Here is a 25,065-nt window from a genome sequence, read left to right as displayed (position 1 = left end):
CAGAGACTATAATTTATAATGATTCATAAGTAATTTTTCATAAATCTTATCAGGAAGAATTCGTTTCAATACAATTGAAAATTTTTGCATAAAGGCACCAACCTTGTAATGAATTTTAGGGTTTGGAGTATTAATAATTTTGTAGATCATATGTGACACCATAATTGGATCGTCACCACTATCAACATGGTCATCAATAGATTTTAAAACTGCTCCATATTGCTTTTCATAGGGAGAGCCAACTACAACAGGAGCATGATAACGACCAGCCGCTATATTAGTTGCAAAATCTCCCGGAGCAACATTGGTCATATGAATATTAAATGCTTTAATTTCCATTCTAAAGGCTTCAGTAATTAATTCGAGAGCGCCTTTACTTGCACTATAAATACCACGATATGGTAGTCCCATATATCCAGCAATAGAAGTAACGTTTATAATAAGCCCTGAGTTTTGCTTACGCATTTGAGGTAAAACTGCTTTGATGACGTTTATTGGTCCGAAAAGATTAGTTTCAAAATTACGTTTGATCTCATCGTTAGGAACTTCTTCAATTGGACCTGTAATACCAGCACCTGCATTATTGATAACAACATCTATTTTACCAGAGCTTTCAATAACGGTTTTAATTGCAGTATCAATAGAACTAGTATCTGCGACATCTAAAGCGACCAACTTGATTTTAGAATTTGGATAACGTTCGGGAGACCGACTTGTACCATAGACTATAAATCCTTTTTGGGATAAAAATTCTCCTATGGATTTACCAATTCCTGAAGATCCGCCTGTAATTAAAATAACTTTAGACATAAAACGATGGGCTAATTTGACTTTAAAAGTACAATAAAATAGGAAAGTATTGGGTACAAAAAAAGGCAAGCTACCTACATCACACCGCTACGACCGCATACCTTTGCTTCGTTCCCGACCTGGAGGATTAAGCAGGAGCTGGTTGTGTAGGACTTGCCCGGCTGCAAAGATACAATCTTTTAATACTTATGCAATGATTTTTTAAACTGAATTTTATTAAATAACTTGCATCAAAATCAAATAAAAAATGCGCTCAATTAAAGCTTTCATAATCACTGTTTTAAGTGTAATATTAATCTCTTGTGGAAACTCAGGTACTCAGAAAACGAGCTTATCTATTGTTACAGACGCAAAAAAAAATGTAGCCAAACTTGGTGAGACTGTTAAGTTATCGATTAAAAACCCTAAAGGTCTTGAAATTTCTTCTGTTGATTATACATTAAATGGGATAGCTGTAGGTGAGACATTTACACTTGATGATGAGCGACTAGGTGTTCAAACCATTACCGCTACTGTAACATATGCTGATACTTCTGAAGACATTACTACCAAACTTACTATTTTAAATAACCAAACACCTAAAGTATATGGTTATAATATCATTAACACCTATTCTCATGATATTACTTCTTATACTCAAGGTCTCGAGTTTCATAATGGAGAACTCTACGAGAGTACAGGTCAGTACGGTGAATCAAAATTGAGAAAAGTAGACTATAAAACTGGTGAGGTTTTGCAAAATATAGATTTAGCAGATCAATATTTTGGTGAAGGTCTTACTATTTTCAACAATACTATTTATCAATTAACTTGGCAAGAAGGCATTGGTTTTATTTATGATGTTAATACGTTTGAAAAAACGGGTAGTTTCTCCTACGGAAAAAGCAAAGAAGGTTGGGGAATTTGTAATGATGGAAAGAACATATACAAAACTGATGGTACTGAGCAAATCTGGTTTTTAAATCCCGACACCTTAGTCGAGGAAGGAAAACTCCAAGCATATACCAATAAAGGTAAAATTGTTGAACTTAACGAATTAGAATGGGTAAACGGAAAAATATATGCCAATCGCTACCAAAAAAATGGTGTGGCCATTATTAATCCAAAAAATGGAGCCATTGAAGGTGTAATCGATTTTTCCCCTTTAAAAAAATTAGTTAAGCAGCATAGTGGTTTAGATGTACTTAACGGGATTGCATACAATCCAGAAACAAAGACCTTATTTGTTACAGGAAAACATTGGGATAAATTATTTGAAGTAGAAGTTTTTGAAAAGTAGGCTTCACTCATTCAAAGGACACGTTCACTCATTAACCATTTCATATTTCTAATTTCTTTTGGTTCTTTGAATCATGAGAACATCTATAAGCGTTAATATTCCTGAGCCATGTCATAAAAGTTGGGATCAGATGACAGCTAATGAAAAAGGTCGTCATTGTAATTCATGCAACAAAACAGTTTTAGACTTCACAAGTAAAACTGATGAGCAAATCGTCAAAACATTTCAAACCGAAACAAATCTCTGTGGACGATTCAAATCGTCACAACTAAAAAGAGAACTGGTATTAAATCGAAAAGAAAAAAACAACTACTTATCCTACATCGCCTCTACCCTTTTTGCTTTTTTAACTTTAGGAACTCAAGATGTTCAAGCGCAAGGTAAACCTCGAATGATAAAGGTTGATTCTTCTCAGCACAATAGCCTGAGAGGAAAAGTAGGCGTTTCTGTTCTTAGAAATAAGATGATTTCAATAACCGTTTTTGGAAAATCTAAACACAGACTTCCTAATGCTTTTGTTTCATTAAAAGGAAGCTCTAATAAGAAAAAAACCAACATGGCTGGAGATGCTTCTTTAAAGTGCGGAATAGGAGATATATTAATCATTGAATGTCAAGGTTATGAAACAATAACTATTACGATTAAACAATCGAGTACTTATAAAGTAACATTAATACCAGAAGCTAAAGTAAATTCCAATTTAACTGGCATGGTTTCTTCAGTAAATCCTGAGAAAAGACAACCAAATGCGTCTAATATTTTAATTCTCGGAGGCGTTCGCTCTATATCGCAGACAAATTCAAGAAGAAAAGAACGTCGAAAACTTATTAGAAAAGGAACTATTGAGCGCACTTCTATTGGAAACTTCTTATATAATATAAGTTCTATTTTCAGAAGGAAAGAATAATATCTACTTTTAAGTTTTTATTTCAATAATGAAAATATGCAAATCCACGAGCAAAAACTTACGGTTACTAAAGATCATTTAGATTCACGCCAGCATGTTAACAATGTACATTATGTACAATGGGTTCAAGATATTGCCGAAGCACATTGGATCTTAAAGTCTTCAGAAACAATTAGAAGTGATTATTATTGGGTTATGATAAGTCACCATATTCAATATAAAGCTCAAGCCGTATTAGGAGAGACCTTGTTACTTAAAACTTTTGTTACAAAATCTCAAGGCGTAAGGTCTACAAGGATCGTTGAGATTTATAATGCAACAACAAAGCAATTACTTACCACTTCAGAAACTATTTGGTGTTTTATGTCTCATGATACTAACAAACCAACACGCATTCCTGAAAGCATAAATGTCTTATTTAGTTAAAAGAACATTAAAGTGGCTGTTAAAGTCTCTTAATAAGAATACGCCTACGCATAAATTTCTCTTAATTTGAGATAACAACCATCAACAATTATTCTTGAAATCACTAAGATTATTTTTCTTTATACTTATTCCTATATTTTCTGGAGCTCAAACAATTAAAGGGGTTATATATGATGCAGAGGCCACAGTAAAAGGTGCGAAATTTGTCAATAAAACTCAAAATATTTTAACCTATTCTGACGGTAAAGGTCTTTTTGAAATTCAAGCAAAACTTAATGACACAATTGTAGTAAGTTCCTATTTCCATCATGAGCAAAGCATTACAGTGACACAAGATTACTTTGGTCAAGATGTGGTTATCGAGCTTAAAAAAATCACCAATAAATTAGATGAAGTTGAAGTCACCAAAATCAACGAAAAAAAAGTGGATACTTTGGCGTTATCAAGTACAACTGCAAAACAAGGACAAATAGCTTTTAAAAAAAGAGTCTTTGGTAGTGGAAAAAACCTCCAGCCCACTCTTGATTTGATTGGTTTAGCAAAAGCTATAGGCAAACTCTTTAAAAAGAAAACAGTAGAAGTAAAAGTTATTGAAGTTGAAGATCTTCTGAAGCTATTTGAAAAGGGCGCACTATTCAATACGGTTTTTTTGCGCAACGAACTTAACATTCAAGAAGCCTACGACTATTTGTTTTTTGAATATTGTAGTGCCCAACAGCTAAGCCCTTCTCTACTCTTAAAAGATAATGAGTTCATGTTGCTAGACGAACTACTCAAACATAGTAAAGCTTTCAACATACTTCTCGAAGAACACAAAAAAGATTAAATTTCTAATATTTTTTTACTATCTATACTAAAAGATGACTTCAAAAGTTATACTTTTAGCACATAATATGCATTAGTTTTTCTCACTCATGCGTAATAGAGACAGAATACATTTATGAAACGAATATTATACTTTCTTTTAACTATTTCTATATTGGTCTTTTGGAGTTCATGTCGCAAAGATTTTGATTTTTCTCCAAGCACTGGAAATCTAACATTTTCTAAGGATACCATCTATTTAGATACTGTATTTACTAATATTGGATCAAGTACTTACAATTTAAAAGTCTACAATAGAAGCGACGAAGATATTTCAATTCCAACTGTTCGCCTCAGTCAAGGAGAAGCCTCAAATTATAGGCTTAATGTTGACGGGCTTCCAGGCAAAGAATTTCAAAATGTAGAACTTTTAGCGAATGATAGCCTCTTTATTTTTGTTGAAACTACTGCAGACATCCAAACACTAGCTCAAAACAGTTTAGAATTTTTATATACAGATGCTATCGAATTTGATAGTGGAGCAAATCTTCAGAAAGTAGAATTAGTCACCTTAATAAAAGATGCTGTTTTTATCTATCCTGATAGAGACAACACCACTGGCGTCATTGAAACATTAACTTTTGATGCTAATGGAGACGGTACTCCAGATGAAACAACACTCCAAGGTCGTTTTCTTGAGGATTCAGAACTTACATTTACTAATGAGAAACCTTATGTAATATATGGCTATGCAGCTGTTGATGAAGGTGATGTTCTTACAATTGAAGCTGGAGCACGAGTTCATTTTCATGCGAATTCAGGTTTACTCGTTACAAATAATGCCTCACTAAAAGTTAATGGTGCCCCAAGTAACGATCAAGACTTGTTAGAAAATGAAGTTATTTTTGAAAGTGACCGACTGGAACCTGTTTTCTCTGATGTTCCTGGGCAATGGGAAACCATCTGGTTATTTGATGGAAGTATTGATAATGATATTAATTATGCCACTATAAAAAATGGTACAGTTGGTATTGTTTCTGACGGAAATGCTGCAGCAACAGATGATAAATTAACAATCACCAACTCGCAGATATACAACTCTAGTAATTATGGTATTCTAGCAAGAGGAAGCTCTGTTAGAGGTGAAAATCTAGTCATAAATAATTCTGGACAATCTTCATTTGCAGGTATTTTTGGCGGAAAATATAATTTCACCCATTGTACATTAGCGAATTACTGGAACAATAGTTTTAGACAATTTCCATCGGTATTGGTCAATAACTTCTTTACAGATGAAAATGGTATTGATAATGGTGTTGACTTGATAGAGGCTAATTTCAATAATTGTATCATCTTCGGAAATGATAATCCTGAAGTGATTTTAGACGATATTGATAATGGTACATTGTTTAACTTCAAGTTTACTAATTGCTTGATTCGCTTTCAGGACAGTAACAATAACTTTCCTCAAGATCAATACAATTTCAATAATGAAACTTTATATGACGATTGTATTTTCAATAGCGATCCCGATTTCAAATTACCCTTTGAAAATAAGCTTATGATTGGTGATAATTCTGCAGCTATCGATGAAGGTGATCCTTTATTTTTGATTACTACAGATATTTTGGGAACTAACCGAACATTTACTCCAGGTGAAGGTCCAGATCTAGGCGCTTATCAGCATGTGACCTTTGATGAGGATTAACAAGCACTTAACATCAATACATCATATAATTGAGTAATTTAGAGGCAACAATCAATCTCTTATAATTATGAAACGACTATTATGCATTCTAACGTTATGCTTGTTTAGCTACACAGCTTTTTCTCAATCTTCAGCATCTGGTGTTACTAAAGCCTGTATAAATTATCTTGAAGGCTTTTATGAAGGTGATACATTAAAACTTAAAGCTAGCTTACAACCTACGCTCCATAAATTTGGCTTTTGGAAAGACAAAGGAAAGGATGATTACAGACAAGTAAATCATATGTCGTTCGAAGCGGCATTGGCATTTGCAAAAGACGTTAAAGAGAATAAAAAATTTCCTGCAAAAGATGCACCAAAAGAGGTGACCATATTAGATATTGGTGATACAATTGCCGCTGCTAGAGTTACTGCTTGGTGGGGAATTGACTTTATTCTTTTGTCCAAAAGAGGAGACAAATGGATGATAGAACAAGTCCTTTGGGAAGGTCCATTAAAAAAGGAACATCAAGGAAAAAACTAAATAAAAAACCCTTTCAAATTGAAAGGGTTTTTTATGTATAATTTCAAATGTATTACGAGGTAAATAAAGGCTTACCACTCATCATGACATTAACTTGTTCTGCGATAGATTCTAGCTTAGCCTCTTCTTGATAATTCATTATTGCTTCATCCATAAAACCAACAATAGTTTCCATATCTGTCTCTTTCAAGCCTCTAGTTGTAATAGCTGCTGTACCTACTCTAATTCCTGAAGTAACGAACGGACTCTTATCATCAAAAGGGACCATGTTCTTATTTACAGTAATATCTGCCTTTCCTAATGCTTCTTCAGCATCTTTACCAGTGATATCCTTATTTCTTAAATCTATAAGCATCATATGATTGTCTGTTCCTCCAGAAATAATATGATAACCTCTATCTACAAATGCTTTGGCCATAGCCGCTGCATTTCGTTTCACTTGCAACATATAATGCATAAACTCATCAGAAAGCGCTTCTCCAAAAGCGATAGCCTTAGCAGCTATAATATGTTCTAAAGGCCCTCCTTGATTACCAGGAAAAACTCCAGAATCTAATAGACCTGACATTTTTCTCAGATTTCCATTTTTAAGTCGTAAACCAAATGGATTCTCAAAATTCTCTCCCATCATAATTAAACCTCCACGGGGACCACGTAAGGTTTTATGCGTTGTTGTGGTCACAATATGACAATGTGGTAATGGATCGTTTAAGATGCCTTTAGCAATCAAACCAGAAGGGTGAGAAATATCGGCAAGCAAAATGGCACCAACATTATCAGCCACTTCTCTAAATTTGGCAAAGTCCATATCTCTAGAATAGGCCGATGCTCCTGCAATGATTAATTTTGGTTTTTCTTGTTCAGCAACATCAGACAACATATCATAATCGATAAGCCCAGTGTCTTTTTTAACACCATAAAATGTTGGATTATATAATTTACCTGAGAAATTTACTGGAGAACCATGAGTTAAATGACCACCATGTGATAAATCAAATCCTAAAATGGTGTCACCAGGTTTTAAGCAAGCTGCAAACACTGCAGTATTGGCTTGACTTCCAGAATGAGGTTGTACATTGGCATAGGCTGCTCCAAACAAAGTCTTTGCTCTATCAATTGCAATTTGTTCAACCTCATCTACAACTTCACAACCTCCATAATAACGCTTTCCAGGATAACCTTCGGCGTATTTATTGGTTAATACAGAACCTGCAGCTTCCATAACTTGGTCACTTACAAAGTTTTCAGAAGCAATAAGCTCCAAACCATTTATTTGTCTATCTTTTTCAGCATTGATGAGTTCGAAAATCTGTGAATCGCGTTGCATATATCAAGTTTAAATTAAATTTTACCAAAAATAAGAAATCATTATCGCAAAAAGATTCAAAAAATTCAGTTTAACGCTATCTTTTATGAGCATGTTATCAACAGGTAAAATTAGTTCGAATTTTTATGGTTTTATGCAATTAAATATGTAGGTTTGAATAGAAAACAAAAACATTTAAACTCTCTACAATATGCCTTTATCTGCAAATAATCCTGATCGCTCATCTTGGTTGCACGTTGGAAAAAACTCAGATTTCCCAATTCAAAACATTCCATTTGGTGTTTTTCTTACACGTGATGATATCATTACTATTGGAACTCGAATTGGAGATACAGCAATAGATCTTGGAGCACTACATCAACTAGGGTATTTTGATGGTATTCCATTAACTGATGATATTTTCCTTCAAGATACACTGAATGATTTTATTGCTGATGGTAGAAAAACTTGGCGTTTGGTTCGTAATCGTATAGCTGAAATTTTTGATGCTGAGAGTGATAAATTAAAAAACAACAATCCACATAAAGAAATTGTATTGTTTCGTTTAGATGAAATTGAAATGCAATTGCCAATTCAAATTGGTGATTATACAGATTTTTATGCGAGTAAAGAACATGCTACAAATGTAGGTACCATGTTTAGAGATCCAGACAATGCTTTAATGCCGAACTGGTTGCATTTACCTGTAGGTTATCATGGTCGTAGCTCGTCCATTATTCCTTCTGGAATCCCAATTCACCGTCCGCAAGGTCAAACCATGCCTGAAGGTGCTAAAAAACCTGTTTTTGGCCCATCAAATCTTGTAGACTTTGAATTAGAAATGGCTTTTGTTACCACAGACGCTAATGATTTGGGAGAGCCAATTCCTATTGAAGAAGCTGAAGAATATATCTTTGGATTAGTATTGTTTAATGACTGGTCAGCTCGTGATATTCAAAAATGGGAGTATGTACCATTAGGTCCTTTCTTAGGAAAAAACTTTGCATCTTCTATGTCGCCATGGATTGTAACCCTTGATGCCTTAGAACCTTTTAGAGTTGAGAGTCCGAAACAAGACCCAAAACCTTTAGAGTATTTACAATCGAAGGGTAAAAAGAGCTTTGATATTCATTTAGAAGCAGCAATTCAACCAAAAGGTGCAAAAGAAACAACGGTTTGTAAGTCTAATTTCAAATATATGTACTGGAATATGTCTCAGCAATTGGCGCACCATACAGTTAATGGTTGCCCTGTAAATTCTGGAGATATGATGGGAAGTGGAACCATTTCTGGTCCGACAGAAGATTCGTACGGCTCAATGCTAGAGTTATCATGGAAAGGAACTAAACCATTAAAAATGAAAGATGGTAGCGAACGCAAATTTATCAATGATTATGATACTGTTATCATGAGAGGATATTGTGAAAATGATGGTACTCGAATTGGATTTGGCTCTGTTAAAACACAATTACTACCTGTTTTTAATCCTAAGAAAAAGAAGTAAAAAAACACTTATAAACGCTAGAAAAACTCGAAGTAGAAAAGAACAATTTCTACTTCGAGTTTTTTGTTTGGCATCATATTTGGTTTTAATGATATAAATAATCAATAAAATCCAGAATTATGAAGCAATTACTACTCACAACAGTACTTCTTCTGGTACTAACATCGTGTAGCGGAAGAAAACAAATTGAACAAGCAATTAGTCATGGTAATTATGACCAAGCGATCAATGATGCGTTACGAAAACTCGAAAACAACAAAGACAAAAAACGTAAGCAAGATTATATCGTCATGCTTGAAGATGCGTATTACAAAGTTTTAGAGGAAGACCTACAAGACATCCAACATTTAAAAAAAGATGGCAACCCTGAACAATATAGAACCATCTATGAAATCTATTTAGATCTAGAAGCAAGACAAGATGCAATTAAACGTGTATTGCCATTACAAATCAATGGTAGAAACCTAAATTTAAAATTCAATGATTATACTTCGGAGATTGTCGATTATAGATATAAGACCTCTGAATATTTAATTGATGAAGGAATTACACTTTTAGATTCTGAAGACAAATACAATGCTAGAGAAGCATATAACATCTTTAAGTATATCGAAAACATTAATCCAAACTTTGAAGAGACTAGAAGTTTAATGACTGAGGCTCATCAAAAAGGAACAGATTATGTGATCGTGTCTATCGAAAATCAAACTCGTCAAATCATTCCACAACAATTGGAAGCTGATCTTTTAAACTTTGATACCTATGGATTAAATCAGTTTTGGACAGTATATCATGCAAATCAAGTATCAGATTTAAATTATGATTTTGCAATGCAACTGCAATTAAAACGAATTAATATTTCTCCAGAGCAGGTCAATACTGTACAAAAGCTAAGGCAAAAAAATATTGTTGATGGTTGGGAATACCAAACAGATAGCAATGGAAATGTGATGGTGGATAGTCTAGGAAACAAAATAAAAGTTGACAAGATCGTAAATGTGAGAGCTCGTTACTTTGAAGTGAATCAGTTCAAATCAACTCAAGTTATTGCAGATGTGGTTTACACCAACTTAAAAACAAGTCAGACACTTGATGCTTTTCCAATTGACAGTGAGTTTGTATTTGAACACTTTTATGCAACAGTTAGAGGTGATAAAAGAGCCCTAAATAGAAGAGAATATGACCTAACCAGAAATAGAAGAGTTCACTTCCCTAGTGATGCTCAAATGGTTTATGATACAGGTGAAGATTTAAAACTGAAATTAAAAAACATCATTAACTCTTATCGTATGAGAAGAAGTTAATTCATTTATATATCCAAAAAAAACTCCCAAAGTGATGCTTTGGGAGTTTTTGTTTGTAATTTGACGCAACCTTTTGTAAGAAAGTTCATCTATTAAAAAAACTCTAATGTCAACTATGAAAAAATTAGCTCTTCTTACACTTATCGCTTTATCGTCTGCTTTTTGCTTTTCACAAGATCCAACAGTTTATATTACAAATGGTGGTTTTAATTATGCTGTCATTGAGGGAAACACCTATACATTTTCAGTAAATTTATATAGTGCTGCAGCAACTGATGTCATTGTTGATGTTGTTACTATCGATGATTCTGCAGATGCTTCAGATTATACGCCTTTAAATACAACTGTGACTATTCCTGCCGGACAATTGAGTAGTAACTTACTAACTATTCCAACAGGAAATGATTCAACTGTAGAAGATAATGAGTCTTTTACAATTCAAGCAACTGTTACTAGTAATAATACTGAAAACACTGAAATCAACAGATTAATTTACATCTTTGATAATGACGCTACTCCAACAATAAATATTTCAACTAGCACTAATCTAATAGAAGGACAAGGCTATAATTATAGTATAAGCTTAAGCAATTATTTTAACTCAGATGTGACTATAGATTTCACAACATCGTCTGGAACAGCTGAGCCATCAGATTATATTGAAACCAACACTTCAGTGACTTTTTTAGCTGGCGAACGCTTTGCTCAATTTCCTATAACCTCAGTAGAAGATGCTTTAATTGAACCCGACGAAACCTATACCATAACTGCAACTGTAACATCTGCAAATACTACAAATAATTTAATTTCCATAACGGTGACCATTATTGATAATGATACCACACCAACTCTAAATGTTTATAGTTATGAAGTCAATGAGGGTAATACTATAAATGTTAGCACAAATTTAAACAGAACGTTTAGCAGTGATGTGATTGTAGAGCTTGTAACCACAAATGGAACCGCAAGTAACGCTGATTATACAAATATCAATCAAACTAAAACCATTGTTGCAGGAGATTATGGTGTTAATTTTCAAATTCCCACGGTAGATGACACTTTAGATGAGCCAATCGAATCAATTAACTATACAATTACTGTAACATCTGCGAATACAACAAATACTTCGGAAACTGGAACCGTTGACATTATTGATAATGATGGGTTTCCCGATTTGCGCTTAAGATCAGTTTATAATTTTGATGGTACTCAAAATTATGGAGATAGTATAGCTGTTGAGGAAGGCTTTCCGCTTAAATTTAGACCAGGACTCACACACCCAAGTCCTGTAGATACTGAAATTACAATCACATCAACCAATGGAACGGCAGACGCCTCAGATTATACAACGTCTACCATAACAACAATTATTCCTGCAGGTCAATATTTTAATTATCAAGATCAATTAAGCTATCCTACTATTTTAGATCAATTGGATGAAGACGATGAGAACCTCTTTATTACGGCCCAAGTGACATCTGGAAATACGTTCAATACAAGTACTACAGAAGAAGGCATTATTTTAGACAATTACAATATTAACGCTCAACCCGATGTAATTACTTCTATTTTAGAAGTTGGCACTACGTTTCAAGTGCTTGATAATGATACATTTGAAGGATTACCAGTCGACGCTTCCAACTTAAATATCACCATACTTGGAACAAACTCCGTCGGTATTACATTAAGTGCCACAGGTGTTTTAACTATTCCATCTACTGCTCCATTGGGTAATTATTTTTTATACTATGAAATCTGTGAATCTGCAAATCCAAATAGTTGTGATGTCGCTAGTCTAACAGTTAGAGTAGAATCTCCTCTGGAGGCAAGCTATACTGTTGCATATGTTGATTTTAATGGTGACGGATTTACGAGCGTTGGTGATACCATCGAATATGAGTTTACAGTCACAAACAACGGAAATGCAGTTATATCTGATATTTATGCAGACGTGTCCTTTCCAGATTTGAACATTGTTGGAGGTCCTTTGGCAAGTTTAGCACCTAGTCAAACAGACAGTACAACATTTACAGCAACGCATATCATAACACAAGATGATATTAATTTTGGATATTTTGACGGTGGTCTAGAAGGTGTAAACTTTTTTGGGACTTACTACGGTTATGAGGTTCAAGATAATGTGTACAATTCTAATGAGATTTTTCAATTACAACAATCTGATGGTCTAAAACTAAACGCTTTTGTAGATACCAATGGCAATGGAACGCAAGATGATGGAGAAATCAACTTTCCGTTAGGTCAATTTAATTATGAAGTGAACAATGATGGTATAGAGCATAATTTATATGTGTCACCACATTACTTATACGAATCTAATCCTAGTACTACTTATAATCTAAGTTATACTGTAAATACAGAATATGCCGCAAATAATACAACCACTGCTAGTTATTCCAATATAACCGTCCCTATTGGTTCTGGTATTACGACTTATGATTTTCCAATTACAGTGACTCCTTATAACGATTTGTCGGTTAATATTTCGTCAAATTTAGAGGCTGCTGTTCCAGGTTTTAATTATTCTAATTACATCACATATACAAACAATTCTAATATTGCCGTCCCATCTGGAACTATTGATTTTACTATGGATAGTGCACTAAACTTACTTGGTGTATCTGAAAGTTGGCTTACGCTAAATTCTGCTAATATTACAGCAACACCAACTGGTTTCTCATATACATTTTCAAATTTAGAACCCTATCAAACTCGCTATCTTTGGGTAAGAATGGGCGTTCCTACACTTCCAACAGTAAGTCTGGGGCAATTAGTTACAAACTCTGTAGATATAACTATGCTTACAGGAGACATTTTACCATTAAACAATTCATCGAGTTTAACACAAACTATTGTAGGTTCATATGATCCAAATGATATTACCGAACGTCATGGTCCTGAGATTGTATTTTCCCAATTTACAACAGATGATTATTTGACTTATACCATACGATTTGAAAATACGGGAACTGCAAATGCAATCAATATAAGAGTTGAAGATGTTTTAGACGAGCAACTGGATGAGTCCACACTTAGAATGGTGGATGCTAGCCATGCCTACAGCTTAGAACGTGTAAATAAAGATTTGGTGTGGAATTTCTTCGGAATTAATCTACCACCTTCAGAAGATGATGACTCTACTACAGGACATGGTTATATCACTTTTAAAATAAAACCATTCCCAGATTATGCCATAGGAGATATTATTCTTAATACAGCAGAAATTTACTTTGATTTCAATCCAGCTATAATTACCAATACTTGGATGACAGAATTTGTGGAAGAAAACTTAAGTACTGAAAATGGAACATTTTCAAATCTATCCATCTACCCAAACCCAGTAAAAGATAAGCTGTTTCTATCAAATAATACACCAATTGAAACTGTAAAAATCACATCGCTATTAGGGCGAGAAATTTTAACCAAAGACATTAATAGTCTTGATGGAAGTCTAGATTTAAAAGCTATTTCAAATGGCATATACTTGATCACAATTACGTCTAATGCACAAGAAAAAACAATAAAGATTATTAAGGAATAAACTCAATGTAAATCACGTATTTCAATTAAAAGTTTTTCTAAATTCTAATGGCGATTGTTCCGTTTTACTTTTGAAAAGCTTTGTAAATGATGCAGGACGTTCAAAACCCAAACCGTAAGCAATTTCACTAACTGAAAGCATAGATGTTGATAGTTGCTCTTTGGCTTTTTCTATCAATTTATTATGAATGTGCTGCTGCGTGCTTTGTCCAGTAAGTGATTTAAGTATGCCGCTCAAATAGTTTGGCGACAAGTTAAGGTTTTCTGCAACCCATTGTACTGTAGGTAATCCTTTATCAATCAAATTATCATCTTCAAAATAATCTGATAATAGTATTTCCAAACGCGTTAAGATTCCATGATTTGTAATTTGTCGTGTAATAAACTGACGTTCATAGAACCGTTCAGCATAATTAAGCAGTAACTCCAATTGTGAGATAATAATATTCTGACTAAACTTATCAATATTAGATTGGTATTCTCGTTGTATATTTTTCAGAAGATCAACCATCATCTGCTCTTCTTTTTCAGAAAGAAATAAACCTTCGTTAATAGCATAACCAAAAAACTCATAGTCCTTAATGCGTTTGGACAAAGATGTATGCCATAAAAAATCGGGATGCACCAACAACAACCAACCAGAAGGTTTATCACTAGTTACATTAGGATTACTCCCTAAACTCATGACTTGATGTGGTGCCACGAATGTCATGACACCTTCATCAAAATCATATTCTTGCTGACCATAAAAAAACTTATAAGGTATGTTACGCTTTAATCCGATGGTATAGTAATCCTGTTTCCATTTTAAAGTATGTATATCTTCTGGATACTGTACCTCACTATAATCTACTAGACTAATCAACGGATGCTCAGGTGCTGCAATATTTGCCAAATTATGGTAATCTCCTATTCTTTTAAAATGCTTTAGGTCTTTCATCATTATAAATTTATGGAAAAGATCTTACACTAACATGCCACCAGAGACTTCAATACGTTGTCCGTTAACCCATCCTGCTCTATCCGAACATAAGAAAGCGACAGTGCCTCCAATATCTTCGGCTTCACCTACACGTCCTAGAGCTGTAATACTAGCTATCAAGGCTCCTTTTTCTGGATCACGATTACTACCTCCTGCAAAATCAGTTGCTATAGCTCCAGGAGCAATCACATTAGCTGTGATTTGTCTTGATCCCAATTCTTTTGCCAAATAACGTGTAAACACCTCTAATCCGCCTTTCATCATGGCGTAAGCCGACATACCTGGTAAACTAAAACGTGCCAATCCACTAGAGATATTGATAATTCGGCCGCCTTCGTTGATATGTGGTAATGCTACCTGTGTCAAAAAATAGATGCTTTTAAGATGCACATTCATCATGTCGTCAAATTGTGCTACTGTAGTATCAGTAATGAGATTATATGTTCCTGTGCCTGCATTATTAATCAAAAAATCGAAATTTGGGCTCCCATACTCTTCATTTAAATATGCAGTAGCCTTGCTAATGAATTCTTTTCCGCTATTATAGTCATTCGCATCAAAAGGAAAAGCAATTGCTTTTTGCCCGAGCGATTCAATCTCTGAAATCACTTCCTTTGCTTTCGCTTCATTACTGTGGTATGAAAATATAATATTCGCTCCATCTTTTGCGAGATTAAGTGCCATATCGCGACCCAATCCTCGGCTTGCTCCTGTAATAATTGCTGTTTTTTGTCTCATTTTTTATATTGTTTTTTAATTACAATACAAAGTTGAGTCTATCTCCATTACTATACTTTTCCAAATCTATGATTGTCTTATCCTAATCTCAGCTCTAGTGTTTTAATGGTGTTAATTAGCAACGTACACGACTGGTATATCACACGCCATACAACAACTACCAATCTTCATTTGGTGGCCTTCCAATACCATTGTATTTTTTACATGAGTAGTAACTAATTCATCACTTATTGGTGTGATGGATAGAAGTAGATCTCTAAATCAGTCTCTTATTTTTTTCAGAATTGCAAAATGTCCATATATGTTCTCTGGAATAAATACCTCATAGACACCAGTATGCTGCTTAGTAAATTCATCAACAGCTGTTTTCGCTCCTGTTGAAAAGAAATCATAATCATCAATCATAAAAATAGCGCCTTTCTTAGAGACTTTATGCAGAAAATCTAGAGCAATTTGAATTGGTTCGTAGAAATCGAAATCGACATAAGCAAATGACACACACTTAGGAAAGGATTCAAATTTGGTCTTTATTAATTCTTCAATAAATCCTTTATGAACCACAAACCTGTCTTCTGGGAATTTCATTTTGTCTAGTCCGTTCCTTACTAAAGTTTCGGGATTACTAATAGTACCAGCATAAGCTTTAATATCTCCTAAATTAAAAATATCATCTTTAAGTACATCTTTTTCTGTAGGTTCAGGAAGACCTTCGAATGAATCAAATAAATGAAGTTTTTTAGTCCAATCTCTTATTTCATTAGCGATGAGTTGAGAGGTTTTTCCTTGTGCCACACCAAACTCACAAACCTCCCCTTCAATAGTTCTGGTCTTGTGTAATGAGTTGATAATGAAATAGGCCTCAGATGGTGGCGTTCCAGATAAATCTTTGATGAGCTCAGATCGTGTTTCATTTTCAGGAATCTCACCAAACTTTTGACCAAACAAGCTTTCAAAATTAGAGACTAGGTTTTCGAAGTTTTTATTCAATGCATAAACATCTCCTTTGAAACTGTTTGATCGAACAATGTCTAATCCAAATTTGCCCAAAATAACTCGTATTAGTTTCTTCATAATTTAATTTTAATAGAAGCATACAAATACACTGTACTTTCAACTCAAATTTAAAGACCTATAGATGTATTGAACCAAAATAAGTATTTATATTTAATTAGCACTATTTAGCTCTTCAAAAATTTAAGCAAACCGCTCTAAATCAAGATCATTGATTGCTCCATGAGAGGCATGTGCCACAGTAGTACCATTTTTAATAATCAATAATTGTGGAGATTGATGTATCACCTGAAACTTATATCCTACTTCATTAGACACTTCTCTATAACTTAAGAGATCGAGATAATAGAGATCAAGATTAGCATCAACGTTATAAGCACTTACAAATTGGTTCATCACCATACTGCTAATTCCACAGCGAGTTGAATGCTTAAAAATAACTTGCGTTTTCGCTTGCGAACGTTGTGCGATCTCAGCAAGTTGCGCAACATTAGTTAATGCTTGCCAAGGCAATACTTTTTCTTCTTTTGGCTCAGACGATCCGAATATACTCTTTAAAAATCCCATAGTTAATCTTTACATAAATTTCACATGCGTTAAGCACGTTTCCATAGTATAAGTCGTACCTTTAGTATAAACTTACAAACTGACGAAAAGTCACGCTATCACACACTAAATCGGTCATTTTGTCGTTTAATTTTCATCTTTTATAATTGGTAAGGTTATTGACCTATAGCTTCCGAAAAATACTAATAAAATAATAGTTCAAGATATATGAATTTTAATAATTATACTATAAAATCCCAAGAGGCGATTCAGCAGGCACAACAGCTGGCGCAAAGCATGGGACATCAACAAATAGAAAATGAGCACATTATTAAGGCCATTTTCGATGTTGATGAGAATGTATTACCATTCATTTTGAAGAAACTGAATGTTAATATAGACGTATTAAAGTTAGCCTTAGATAAGCAATTGGAAAGTTTTGCGAAAGTATCAGGAGCAGATCTCATGATCTCGCGTGAAGCTAGCAAATCTCTTAACGAAGCATCTATCATTGCTAAAAAAATGAATGATGAGTTCGTTTCCGTAGAACATTTGATATTGGCAGTTTTTAAGTCGAAAAGCAAAATTGCCCAAATGCTCAAGGATCAAGGTGTCACTGAAAATGCATTAAATGTAGCTATTGAAGAGCTGCGTAAAGGTGACCGAGTGACTTCTCAAAGTCAGGAAGACACTTATAATTCACTTAATAAATACGCTAAGAATCTCAATCAGTTAGCCAAAGACGGTAAACTCGATCCTGTGATTGGTCGCGATGAAGAAATACGACGAATTCTTCAAATTTTATCAAGACGTACTAAGAACAATCCGATTTTGGTTGGAGAACCAGGTACTGGTAAAACAGCTATAGCAGAAGGTTTAGCACATCGTATCATTGATGGCGATATTCCAGAAAATTTGATTGATAAGCAAATCTACGCACTGGATATGGGTGCTTTAATTGCTGGTGCGAAATTTAAAGGCGAATTTGAAGAACGTTTAAAAGCCGTGATTAAAGAAGTGACGACCAGCGAGGGAGATATCGTTTTATTTATTGATGAGATCCACACGTTGGTTGGTGCTGGAGGCGGTCAAGGTGCTATGGATGCAGCAAATATCCTGAAACCTGCTTTAGCTCGTGGTGAACTGCGTGCTATTGGTGCAACCACACTAGATGAATACCAAAAGTATTTTGAAAAGGATAAAGCCTTAGAGCGTCGTTTTCAAAAAGTCATGGTCGATGAGCCTGATACTGAAAGTGCAATCTCTATTCTACGAGGTATTAAAGAAAAGTATGAAACCCATCATAAAGTACGTATTAAAGATGAAGCTATTATTGGAGCTGTAGAGCTTTCAGAACGTTACATCACGAATCGTTTTCTTCCAGATAAAGCTATTGATCTTATGGATGAAGCTGCCTCTAAATTACGCATGGAAATCAATTCAAAACCTGAAGAACTTGATGTATTAGATCGAAAGATTATGCAACTGGAAATTGAAATTGAAGCCATTAAGCGAGAAAAAGATGAAGTGAAATTAAAATCTTTACGTTCAGATCTGGCGAACCTTAAGGAAGAGCGCAACGAGATTAATGCGAAATGGAAAAGTGAAAAGGAAGTGGTTGATAATATTCAAACCACAAAATCAAATATTGAAGAGTACAAACTTGAAGCCGAACGTGCAGAGCGTGAAGGTGACTATGAAAAAGTAGCTGAAATTCGCTACGGAAAAATTAAAGAGGCACAAGAGGCTCTTGAAGGCTTTCAGAAAGAATTACAAAAAAATCAGAGTGAAAGTTCACTAATCAAAGAAGAGGTTACTTACGATGATATAGCTGAAGTTGTAGCAAAATGGACAGGTATTCCTGTAACAAAGATGCTACAGAGTGAGCGAGATAAATTACTGAAACTGGAGGACGAATTACACAAACGTGTTGTTGGACAAGAAGAGGCTATAACTGCCGTTAGTGATGCTGTAAGACGTTCAAGGGCAGGTTTACAAAATCCACAAAAACCAGTCGGCACCTTTTTATTCTTGGGAACAACAGGTGTTGGTAAGACTGAATTAGCAAAAGCGTTAGCAGAATACTTGTTTGATGATGAGAATGCGATGACTAGAATTGACATGAGTGAGTTTCAAGAAAGTCATAGTGTAAGTCGATTAGTTGGTGCGCCTCCAGGATATGTTGGTTATGATGAAGGCGGACAATTAACTGAAGCTGTTCGTAGGAAACCTTATTCTGTAGTATTGCTAGATGAAATCGAAAAAGCACACCCTGATACGTTCAATATTTTATTACAAGTATTGGATGAAGGTCGATTAACAGACAATAAAGGTCGTGTGGCTGATTTCAAAAATACCATCATAATCATGACATCTAATTTAGGAAGTCATATTATACAAGAACGATTTGAAGCAATAAAAGATATAGATTCAGCAATTGAAGCCGCTAAAATTGATGTCTTAGGCTTATTAAAGCAAAGTGTTCGTCCGGAGTTTTTAAACCGAATTGATGATACTATTATGTTTACACCGTTAAGCAAAGCCAATATTAAAGACATTGTTGGTCTGCAGCTAAAAGGTGTTCAAAAAATGATTGCAAAACAAGGCATCACTTTTGACGCAACTCCTGAGGCTATAGGGTATTTAGCTGAAAAAGGATTTAATCCAGAATATGGAGCAAGACCTGTAAAACGAGTGATTCAAAAAGAAGTATTAAATGCTTTGAGCAAAGAAATTTTATCAGGAAAAGTAACAACAGATAGTATTATTTTACTGGATTCGTTTGACGATAAACTCGTATTTAGAAACGAAGCAAGTTTTGTTTCAGAAGAAATTTAAATATTCGTGTAACAAAATGATTATATAACAGTCTTTTAAGTGGTTGGTTAGTTGAAAAGCAACGTAAGTTTTAGAAATAAAACGAGCGTTGCTTTTCCGTTATAAGTGTTATAGATAATTAATTTTTATTAGAATTTCATACCTACTCCAAACCCAATTATTAAAGGATCTATATCTACTTTAGCTTCAGTAGATGCATCATTATTTAAAGTCACATCTGTATTAAGAAATAACTTCTTGACATCTAGGTTCAAGAACCATTTGTCGTTTAAGTTGTAATCTAATCCTGCCTGTAGTGAAAAACCAATTGTATTTTCATAATCAATATCATCCAAATCACCTGCGTCTTCTGCATAGAATATGGTATAATTTATTCCTGCCCCAACATAAGGCTTAAACTCATCGGCATAAAAATGATATTGTAAATTTAGCGTTGGTGGCAATAACCAAACATATCCTAAATCTGGACCATTCTCTACCTCTACCTCATGCTTTGTCGTTGCTAAAATTAACTCTGCAGCAAGATTTCTATTAAAGAAATATGTAAAATCCACCTCAGGAACAAAAGTTGTAGAAATATCAACATCTGCACCATCGATATCATCATCTGGAGAAGGGATTACTGCAACCACTCTAAAGCGTGCTTGCCATCTATTAAAACTTGTGTCATCAGTTGAATTTGTCTCTTGAGCATTGACATTGGTCATCGTAAAAAGACCTGTCATTAGTAATGCGAAAATTATTTTTTTCATGTTATATCTATTTAAGATTTACACAAAATTAGATTGAAAAAACATTAAGATTTATGACAAAAATCATAGTCTAAAAACTTTGTTTTAAAAGCTGTTTTAAACTCGCTTATTTAAAACTATTTTAGATTTAGAAATCACTGAAAAACAACCTGTTACTGTTTATTTCTAATAAAATGATTATTTTTAAAAGATGAATCTTAGTATATATCAAATTGATCGTGTTCTTTAAACAGATTTTCTTTAACCTATAAAACCCTCAACCATGAAAACAAAATACACTTTCCTACTTCTATTTACTTTTATTTACTCTAGTACCAGTGCACAATGGGTGAATTTTGATGATGAAACCGATACACGTATTGTTATTACTAATGTCACTGGAAATACTGATGTTAATGCTGTTGATGATCAAGAAAAAGATTTAGCAGTTGGCGATTTTGACAAAGATTCAAAAATGGACCTAGTTGTCGTGAGAAAATCACCGTTTTCCGCTCCTGGAGCTAAAACAGATTTGCTATTTATGAATAGAGATGGTGTTTTAACAGACGAAACTAATCTTTATGCTCCAGATTTTTTATCAGATGTTACAGATTCAAGAGATGTGGTTTGTGTTGATGTGAATAATGATGAATGGTTAGACCTCTTTATCATTAGTACCTTTGGCGATCAACCAAAACTCTTTATCAATCAAGGAAATGATGCATCTGGTGATTGGCAAGGCTTTGCAGACGAATCCAGTACACGATTGCCTACAATTACAGTAAACCCAATACAATTTTGCGCAGGTTGGGGAGGCGATTTAACAGGAAATAATTCCAACGATCTATATATGATAAATTATGCACCTTCTGGGAATGCAAGAGACGTACTATTAATTAATGATGGTACAGGAAATTTCACCGATGAGACCGTAAGTCGATTAGGTGATCTAAGGAATTCTAGTTTTGGAACTGGTGTAGAATTTCATGATGTAGATAATGATCTTGATTTAGATATCGTCAAAAATTTAGGCTTAAATGACATCGCTCCCTTTAATACCAAAGGCACTATAATTTTATACAATAATGGTGATGCAACATTTACCAATTGGCAAAGATTACCTGGTCCAAATCCATACATGTTTACAGCAGGTGATTTAGATGATAATGGCTTTCTTGATTTTTATTTAGTCGATGATGCAGCCGATTATGTTGATAAGGTCACAAGTGTCATTATAGACCAAAGCGTTAGCGCTACGCAATATACTATGCCAACGAATAGAACTGATGGTTTTGGCGGAAATGTAAAAATGATTGACTTAGATGATGATGGCGATTTAGATATTGGTCTATCTAGTGTAGATACAGATCTCCCACCTTGTGAAACTAGTGAAATTAGACGATTTATTATTTTTGAAAATGACGGCCTTCACAGTGGTAATTTAATACATCCTTATGGAAGCACAATTAATGCTTGGAATGTCTCAACCTATGATCATGATTATATAGACATTAACGACGATGGTTTTATGGATATCATTCTTGGTACATGTGATGGCTATAAAATTTTTATGCAAGAAAACACCTCACTTTCTAATCAAGAATTTAATAATGAAGATCTCGTTAGCATTATTCCTAATCCAAGTAATGGGGTAATCACTGTCACATTAGATGATCGTATTTCATCCAATTTTTCAATTCAAATCTATAGTATTAATGGCAAAAAACTACTCCGTATAGATGATAGCAATAGAGTTTCCAACAAGATTACCATTGATATTAGAGATCAAATTAGTAGCGGATTATATATTTTCGAAATAAAATCTGACAAAGGAATGACAACTAAAAAACTAATCATTGATTAGGTATTCATTAAAGGTTTGCACTCTGTTTTTCTTATAAGTGCATCCAAATAAAAATTCTTTTTGTTTTTTAATATACCAATTGGTATATTTTATATATATTTGTTGTCATGCAAACCAAAGCAGAACTTACAAAGCAGTTTATTTTAGAGACAGTAGCACCAATTTTTAATCAAAATGGTTATGCTGCAACAAGCATGAGCGATATAACACAAGCTACTGGTTTAACTAAAGGAGCAATCTATGGCAACTTTAAAAATAAAGAAGAACTTGCCATTTCTGCATTTAAATTTACTGTGAAAGCCTTAATGAAACGCATTGCTAGACATTTAGAACTCAGCGATTCGCCTATTCAGAAGTTATTTTTAATTTCAGATTTTTACAGAAATTATTATGATTATAGTAAACAACTTGGTGGTTGTCCTGTACTTAACATTGGTGTAGATGCGAATAATCAAAATACACCTCTATTGGAAAATGTAAAAATAGTAATTGAGAAAATTCAAGACCAAGTCGCTACAATTATAGAAAATGGTATAGAAGCAGGTGAAATTTCAACCGAAATAAACGCCATGCAGTATGCTAAACGATTGGATACTATGATTCAAGGTGCAGTGTTTATGACCTACACCATGGATGACGAATTTTATATGAAAGACACTATGAATCAAATCGATCAAATGATTCATAACGAATTAAAAGTTTAAAAAAATTTAACCAATAATATACCGTTTGGTATATTTTAAAAAATGATAATTATGGAATTACCAAAAATTGTAAGTAGTAAAACAAAAATTAGATTTCAAGATTGTGATCCTTTCAATCATTTAAATAATGGAAGCTATATTAATTATTTCATGAACCATCGTGAAGATCAATTAGTAGAGCATTATAATGTAGATATCTATAAAATGGCACAGCAAATTGGAAAGAGTTGGGTCTCAAGCAGTAATCAAATTGCCTATTTAAAACCTGCTTTTTTAATGGAAACTGTAACTATAGAATCACAATTAATATACTATGATTCTAGTCAGTTGAAAGTAGAAATGCGAATGTACAATGAAGATAAATCACAGTTAAAAGCTGTCATATGGTGTAGTTTTGTGCATTTTAATCTTCTCAAGCAATCTAGAGAAACACATTCCGAAGATCTTATAGGTCTATTCAAGAGTATTGTTACACCTATAAATGCTGATAAATTTGAAGATCGCCTATTAGAATTTAAAAGAATAAAGGCTGAAATTTAAAATAGATGTAACATTTTGGTAGCTACTCATACATATTATAAAATCTAAACTTTAATTATGAAAAAACTACTATTATGTTTGGCGCTATGTCTTGGTGTATTTAATCTATCATGTGCCCAAGAACTTGAAAAGTCATTACTATGGGAAATATCTGGTAACGGTTTAAAAGAATCATCATTTCTTTATGGCACAATACATATGACCTGTAATGCAACTTTAGACGAAGATGTTCAAAAAGCCATGAAAGACACGAAACTTTTAGTTTTAGAGCTAGATATAGACGACCCATCTATGCAAACCACCATGATGAGTGGGCTTTATATGAAAGATGGCAAAACCATTAAAGACTTAGTTAGTGCTGAAGAATATGAGACATTATCGAAATTTATTAAAGAACAAATGGGAATGCCTCTAGAATCTCTCGGAAACGTTAAACCATTCTTTATAAGTGCTATGTTTCTTCCAAAATTACTAGGCTGCCCAATCCAATCATACGAGGAGGAATTAATGAAAGTAGCTCATGAACAAGAGGAAGAAATTCTAGGTCTGGAAACAGTTGAAGAACAATTAAACGTTTTTGATGAAATCCCTTATAAAGATCAGGTGGCTGATTTATTACGTTCAGCAAAAGATAATTTAGCTCACGACAAAGAATCTTTTGATAAAATGCTCAAACTCTATGATACAGAAGATATTGAAGGTATGGATACCATGATGAAAGAAGATAAAAATTTGTCAACGACTAAGCATAGAGATAAACTTCTTGACAACAGAAATAAGAATTGGATTTCAAAAATTGAAGACTTTTCTAAGAAACAACCTACTTTTTTTGGAGTTGGAGCAGGCCATCTTGCAGGAGAAAATGGCGTTATAAAGCTATTGCGCAAAGCTGGATATACTGTAAAAGCAGTAAACTAAATCAATACAAATTAAGCGTTAAGCCTCTAATTTAGAGGCTTTTTTGTTAAAAAACTGTTTAAAA

The 25,065-nt window shown here is 33.8% G+C and carries 21 protein-coding genes and 1 other RNA gene; 14 read left to right on the top strand and 8 right to left on the bottom strand.

Going from position 1 to position 25,065, the window contains the following annotated elements:
• Positions 1–6 precede the first annotated feature (6 nt).
• Entirely contained in the window at positions 7–810 is an 804-nt protein-coding gene (locus Q0783_RS16965) for an SDR family oxidoreductase (RefSeq protein ID WP_298897122.1), read from the bottom strand.
• A 60-nt stretch (positions 811–870) separates the two neighbouring features.
• Positions 871–969, bottom strand: an RNA gene (ffs, locus tag Q0783_RS16960) — signal recognition particle sRNA small type.
• An 88-nt stretch (positions 970–1,057) separates the two neighbouring features.
• Between ffs and Q0783_RS16955 the strand changes: the two genes are divergently transcribed.
• The 6 genes from Q0783_RS16955 to Q0783_RS16930 all read left to right on the top strand — a co-directional run bounded on the left by Q0783_RS16955 (position 1,058) and on the right by Q0783_RS16930 (position 6,457).
• Complete coding sequence (locus tag Q0783_RS16955; protein ID WP_298897120.1) at positions 1,058–2,089, top strand: glutaminyl-peptide cyclotransferase; 1,032 nt, start codon at positions 1,058–1,060, stop codon at positions 2,087–2,089.
• A 73-nt stretch (positions 2,090–2,162) separates the two neighbouring features.
• Positions 2,163–2,996, top strand: a complete 834-nt coding sequence (locus Q0783_RS16950; protein ID WP_298897116.1) for a hypothetical protein — start codon at positions 2,163–2,165, stop codon at positions 2,994–2,996.
• Positions 2,997–3,032: 36 nt separating this feature from the next.
• Positions 3,033–3,422, top strand: a complete 390-nt coding sequence (locus Q0783_RS16945; protein WP_298897114.1) for a thioesterase family protein — start codon at positions 3,033–3,035, stop codon at positions 3,420–3,422.
• A gap of 94 nt (positions 3,423–3,516) precedes the next feature.
• Complete coding sequence (locus Q0783_RS16940; RefSeq protein WP_298897112.1) at positions 3,517–4,248, top strand: hypothetical protein; 732 nt, start codon at positions 3,517–3,519, stop codon at positions 4,246–4,248.
• Between the two features lie 114 nt (positions 4,249–4,362).
• Positions 4,363–5,934 carry a choice-of-anchor Q domain-containing protein gene (locus Q0783_RS16935; RefSeq protein WP_298897109.1) on the top strand — a complete coding sequence of 524 codons (1,572 nt, stop codon included), beginning with the start codon at positions 4,363–4,365 and terminating at the stop codon, positions 5,932–5,934.
• A gap of 67 nt (positions 5,935–6,001) precedes the next feature.
• On the top strand, positions 6,002–6,457 hold the full coding sequence (locus Q0783_RS16930) for a nuclear transport factor 2 family protein (protein ID WP_298897108.1): 456 nt from the start codon (positions 6,002–6,004) through the stop codon (positions 6,455–6,457).
• A gap of 52 nt (positions 6,458–6,509) precedes the next feature.
• Here the strand turns inward: Q0783_RS16930 and glyA are convergent, their stop codons facing one another.
• On the bottom strand, positions 6,510–7,784 hold the full coding sequence (glyA, locus tag Q0783_RS16925; protein WP_298756742.1) for a serine hydroxymethyltransferase: 1,275 nt from the start codon (positions 7,782–7,784) through the stop codon (positions 6,510–6,512).
• 190 nt (positions 7,785–7,974) lie between these two features.
• On the opposite strand from glyA, the gene fahA reads away from it, so the two are divergent.
• The 3 genes from fahA to Q0783_RS16910 all read left to right on the top strand — a co-directional run bounded on the left by fahA (position 7,975) and on the right by Q0783_RS16910 (position 14,130).
• Positions 7,975–9,267 carry a fumarylacetoacetase gene (gene fahA / locus Q0783_RS16920; protein ID WP_298897106.1) on the top strand — a complete coding sequence of 431 codons (1,293 nt, stop codon included), beginning with the start codon at positions 7,975–7,977 and terminating at the stop codon, positions 9,265–9,267.
• A gap of 119 nt (positions 9,268–9,386) precedes the next feature.
• Entirely contained in the window at positions 9,387–10,571 is a 1,185-nt protein-coding gene (locus tag Q0783_RS16915; protein ID WP_298897104.1) for a hypothetical protein, read from the top strand.
• 115 nt (positions 10,572–10,686) lie between these two features.
• Positions 10,687–14,130, top strand: coding sequence for a Calx-beta domain-containing protein (locus Q0783_RS16910; protein WP_298897102.1), 3,444 nt, complete (start codon positions 10,687–10,689; stop codon positions 14,128–14,130).
• Positions 14,131–14,151: 21 nt separating this feature from the next.
• On the opposite strand, the gene Q0783_RS16905 is transcribed toward Q0783_RS16910, so the two are convergent.
• The 4 genes from Q0783_RS16905 to ytxJ all read right to left on the bottom strand — a co-directional run bounded on the left by Q0783_RS16905 (position 14,152) and on the right by ytxJ (position 17,427).
• Positions 14,152–15,069 (bottom strand): AraC family transcriptional regulator, encoded by a 918-nt coding sequence (locus Q0783_RS16905; protein WP_298897100.1) that lies wholly within the window; start codon positions 15,067–15,069, stop codon positions 14,152–14,154.
• A 24-nt stretch (positions 15,070–15,093) separates the two neighbouring features.
• Positions 15,094–15,849, bottom strand: a complete 756-nt coding sequence (locus Q0783_RS16900) for an SDR family oxidoreductase (RefSeq protein WP_298897098.1) — start codon at positions 15,847–15,849, stop codon at positions 15,094–15,096.
• 261 nt (positions 15,850–16,110) lie between these two features.
• Positions 16,111–16,920 (bottom strand): TylF/MycF/NovP-related O-methyltransferase, encoded by an 810-nt coding sequence (locus Q0783_RS16895; protein ID WP_298897097.1) that lies wholly within the window; start codon positions 16,918–16,920, stop codon positions 16,111–16,113.
• 123 nt (positions 16,921–17,043) lie between these two features.
• Positions 17,044–17,427, bottom strand: coding sequence for a bacillithiol system redox-active protein YtxJ (ytxJ, locus tag Q0783_RS16890; RefSeq protein ID WP_298897092.1), 384 nt, complete (start codon positions 17,425–17,427; stop codon positions 17,044–17,046).
• Positions 17,428–17,634: 207 nt separating this feature from the next.
• On the opposite strand from ytxJ, the gene clpB reads away from it, so the two are divergent.
• Entirely contained in the window at positions 17,635–20,244 is a 2,610-nt protein-coding gene (gene clpB / locus Q0783_RS16885) for an ATP-dependent chaperone ClpB (RefSeq protein ID WP_298897090.1), read from the top strand.
• A gap of 128 nt (positions 20,245–20,372) precedes the next feature.
• On the opposite strand, the gene Q0783_RS16880 is transcribed toward clpB, so the two are convergent.
• Complete coding sequence (locus tag Q0783_RS16880) at positions 20,373–20,996, bottom strand: OmpW family outer membrane protein (protein ID WP_298756699.1); 624 nt, start codon at positions 20,994–20,996, stop codon at positions 20,373–20,375.
• A 262-nt stretch (positions 20,997–21,258) separates the two neighbouring features.
• Here Q0783_RS16880 and Q0783_RS16875 point away from each other — a divergent pair, with 262 nt between their 5' ends.
• The 4 genes from Q0783_RS16875 to Q0783_RS16860 all read left to right on the top strand — a co-directional run bounded on the left by Q0783_RS16875 (position 21,259) and on the right by Q0783_RS16860 (position 25,001).
• The gene (locus Q0783_RS16875; RefSeq protein ID WP_298897088.1) at positions 21,259–22,839 is read left to right on the top strand and encodes a T9SS type A sorting domain-containing protein; all 1,581 of its coding nucleotides are present in this window, start codon (positions 21,259–21,261) and stop codon (positions 22,837–22,839) included.
• 107 nt (positions 22,840–22,946) lie between these two features.
• Positions 22,947–23,543 (top strand): TetR/AcrR family transcriptional regulator, encoded by a 597-nt coding sequence (locus Q0783_RS16870; protein ID WP_298756693.1) that lies wholly within the window; start codon positions 22,947–22,949, stop codon positions 23,541–23,543.
• A 51-nt stretch (positions 23,544–23,594) separates the two neighbouring features.
• Positions 23,595–24,083 (top strand): acyl-CoA thioesterase, encoded by a 489-nt coding sequence (locus Q0783_RS16865; RefSeq protein ID WP_298897086.1) that lies wholly within the window; start codon positions 23,595–23,597, stop codon positions 24,081–24,083.
• Positions 24,084–24,140: 57 nt separating this feature from the next.
• On the top strand, positions 24,141–25,001 hold the full coding sequence (locus tag Q0783_RS16860; protein WP_298897084.1) for a TraB/GumN family protein: 861 nt from the start codon (positions 24,141–24,143) through the stop codon (positions 24,999–25,001).
• The last annotated feature ends 64 nt before the right edge of the window (positions 25,002–25,065 follow it).

The organism is uncultured Psychroserpens sp. (assembly GCF_947500255.1).
Taxonomy (GTDB): domain Bacteria; phylum Bacteroidota; class Bacteroidia; order Flavobacteriales; family Flavobacteriaceae; genus Psychroserpens.
The sequence above is the reverse complement of the archived record's forward strand: the minus strand, read 5'-3'. Positions and strand labels throughout refer to the sequence as shown.

Coding starts and splice junctions, on each gene's coding strand:
- Q0783_RS16965 (WP_298897122.1), bottom strand. CDS start 810: ATGTCTAAAGTTATTTTAATTACAGGCGGATCTTCAGGAATTGGTAAA.
- Q0783_RS16955 (WP_298897120.1), top strand. CDS start 1,058: ATGCGCTCAATTAAAGCTTTCATAATCACTGTTTTAAGTGTAATATTA.
- Q0783_RS16950 (WP_298897116.1), top strand. CDS start 2,163: ATGAGAACATCTATAAGCGTTAATATTCCTGAGCCATGTCATAAAAGT.
- Q0783_RS16945 (WP_298897114.1), top strand. CDS start 3,033: ATGCAAATCCACGAGCAAAAACTTACGGTTACTAAAGATCATTTAGAT.
- Q0783_RS16935 (WP_298897109.1), top strand. CDS start 4,363: ATGAAACGAATATTATACTTTCTTTTAACTATTTCTATATTGGTCTTT.
- Q0783_RS16930 (WP_298897108.1), top strand. CDS start 6,002: ATGAAACGACTATTATGCATTCTAACGTTATGCTTGTTTAGCTACACA.
- glyA (WP_298756742.1), bottom strand. CDS start 7,784: ATGCAACGCGATTCACAGATTTTCGAACTCATCAATGCTGAAAAAGAT.
- fahA (WP_298897106.1), top strand. CDS start 7,975: ATGCCTTTATCTGCAAATAATCCTGATCGCTCATCTTGGTTGCACGTT.
- Q0783_RS16915 (WP_298897104.1), top strand. CDS start 9,387: ATGAAGCAATTACTACTCACAACAGTACTTCTTCTGGTACTAACATCG.
- Q0783_RS16910 (WP_298897102.1), top strand. CDS start 10,687: ATGAAAAAATTAGCTCTTCTTACACTTATCGCTTTATCGTCTGCTTTT.
- Q0783_RS16905 (WP_298897100.1), bottom strand. CDS start 15,069: ATGAAAGACCTAAAGCATTTTAAAAGAATAGGAGATTACCATAATTTG.
- Q0783_RS16900 (WP_298897098.1), bottom strand. CDS start 15,849: ATGAGACAAAAAACAGCAATTATTACAGGAGCAAGCCGAGGATTGGGT.
- Q0783_RS16895 (WP_298897097.1), bottom strand. CDS start 16,920: ATGAAGAAACTAATACGAGTTATTTTGGGCAAATTTGGATTAGACATT.
- ytxJ (WP_298897092.1), bottom strand. CDS start 17,427: ATGGGATTTTTAAAGAGTATATTCGGATCGTCTGAGCCAAAAGAAGAA.
- clpB (WP_298897090.1), top strand. CDS start 17,635: ATGAATTTTAATAATTATACTATAAAATCCCAAGAGGCGATTCAGCAG.
- Q0783_RS16880 (WP_298756699.1), bottom strand. CDS start 20,996: ATGAAAAAAATAATTTTCGCATTACTAATGACAGGTCTTTTTACGATG.
- Q0783_RS16875 (WP_298897088.1), top strand. CDS start 21,259: ATGAAAACAAAATACACTTTCCTACTTCTATTTACTTTTATTTACTCT.
- Q0783_RS16870 (WP_298756693.1), top strand. CDS start 22,947: ATGCAAACCAAAGCAGAACTTACAAAGCAGTTTATTTTAGAGACAGTA.
- Q0783_RS16865 (WP_298897086.1), top strand. CDS start 23,595: ATGGAATTACCAAAAATTGTAAGTAGTAAAACAAAAATTAGATTTCAA.
- Q0783_RS16860 (WP_298897084.1), top strand. CDS start 24,141: ATGAAAAAACTACTATTATGTTTGGCGCTATGTCTTGGTGTATTTAAT.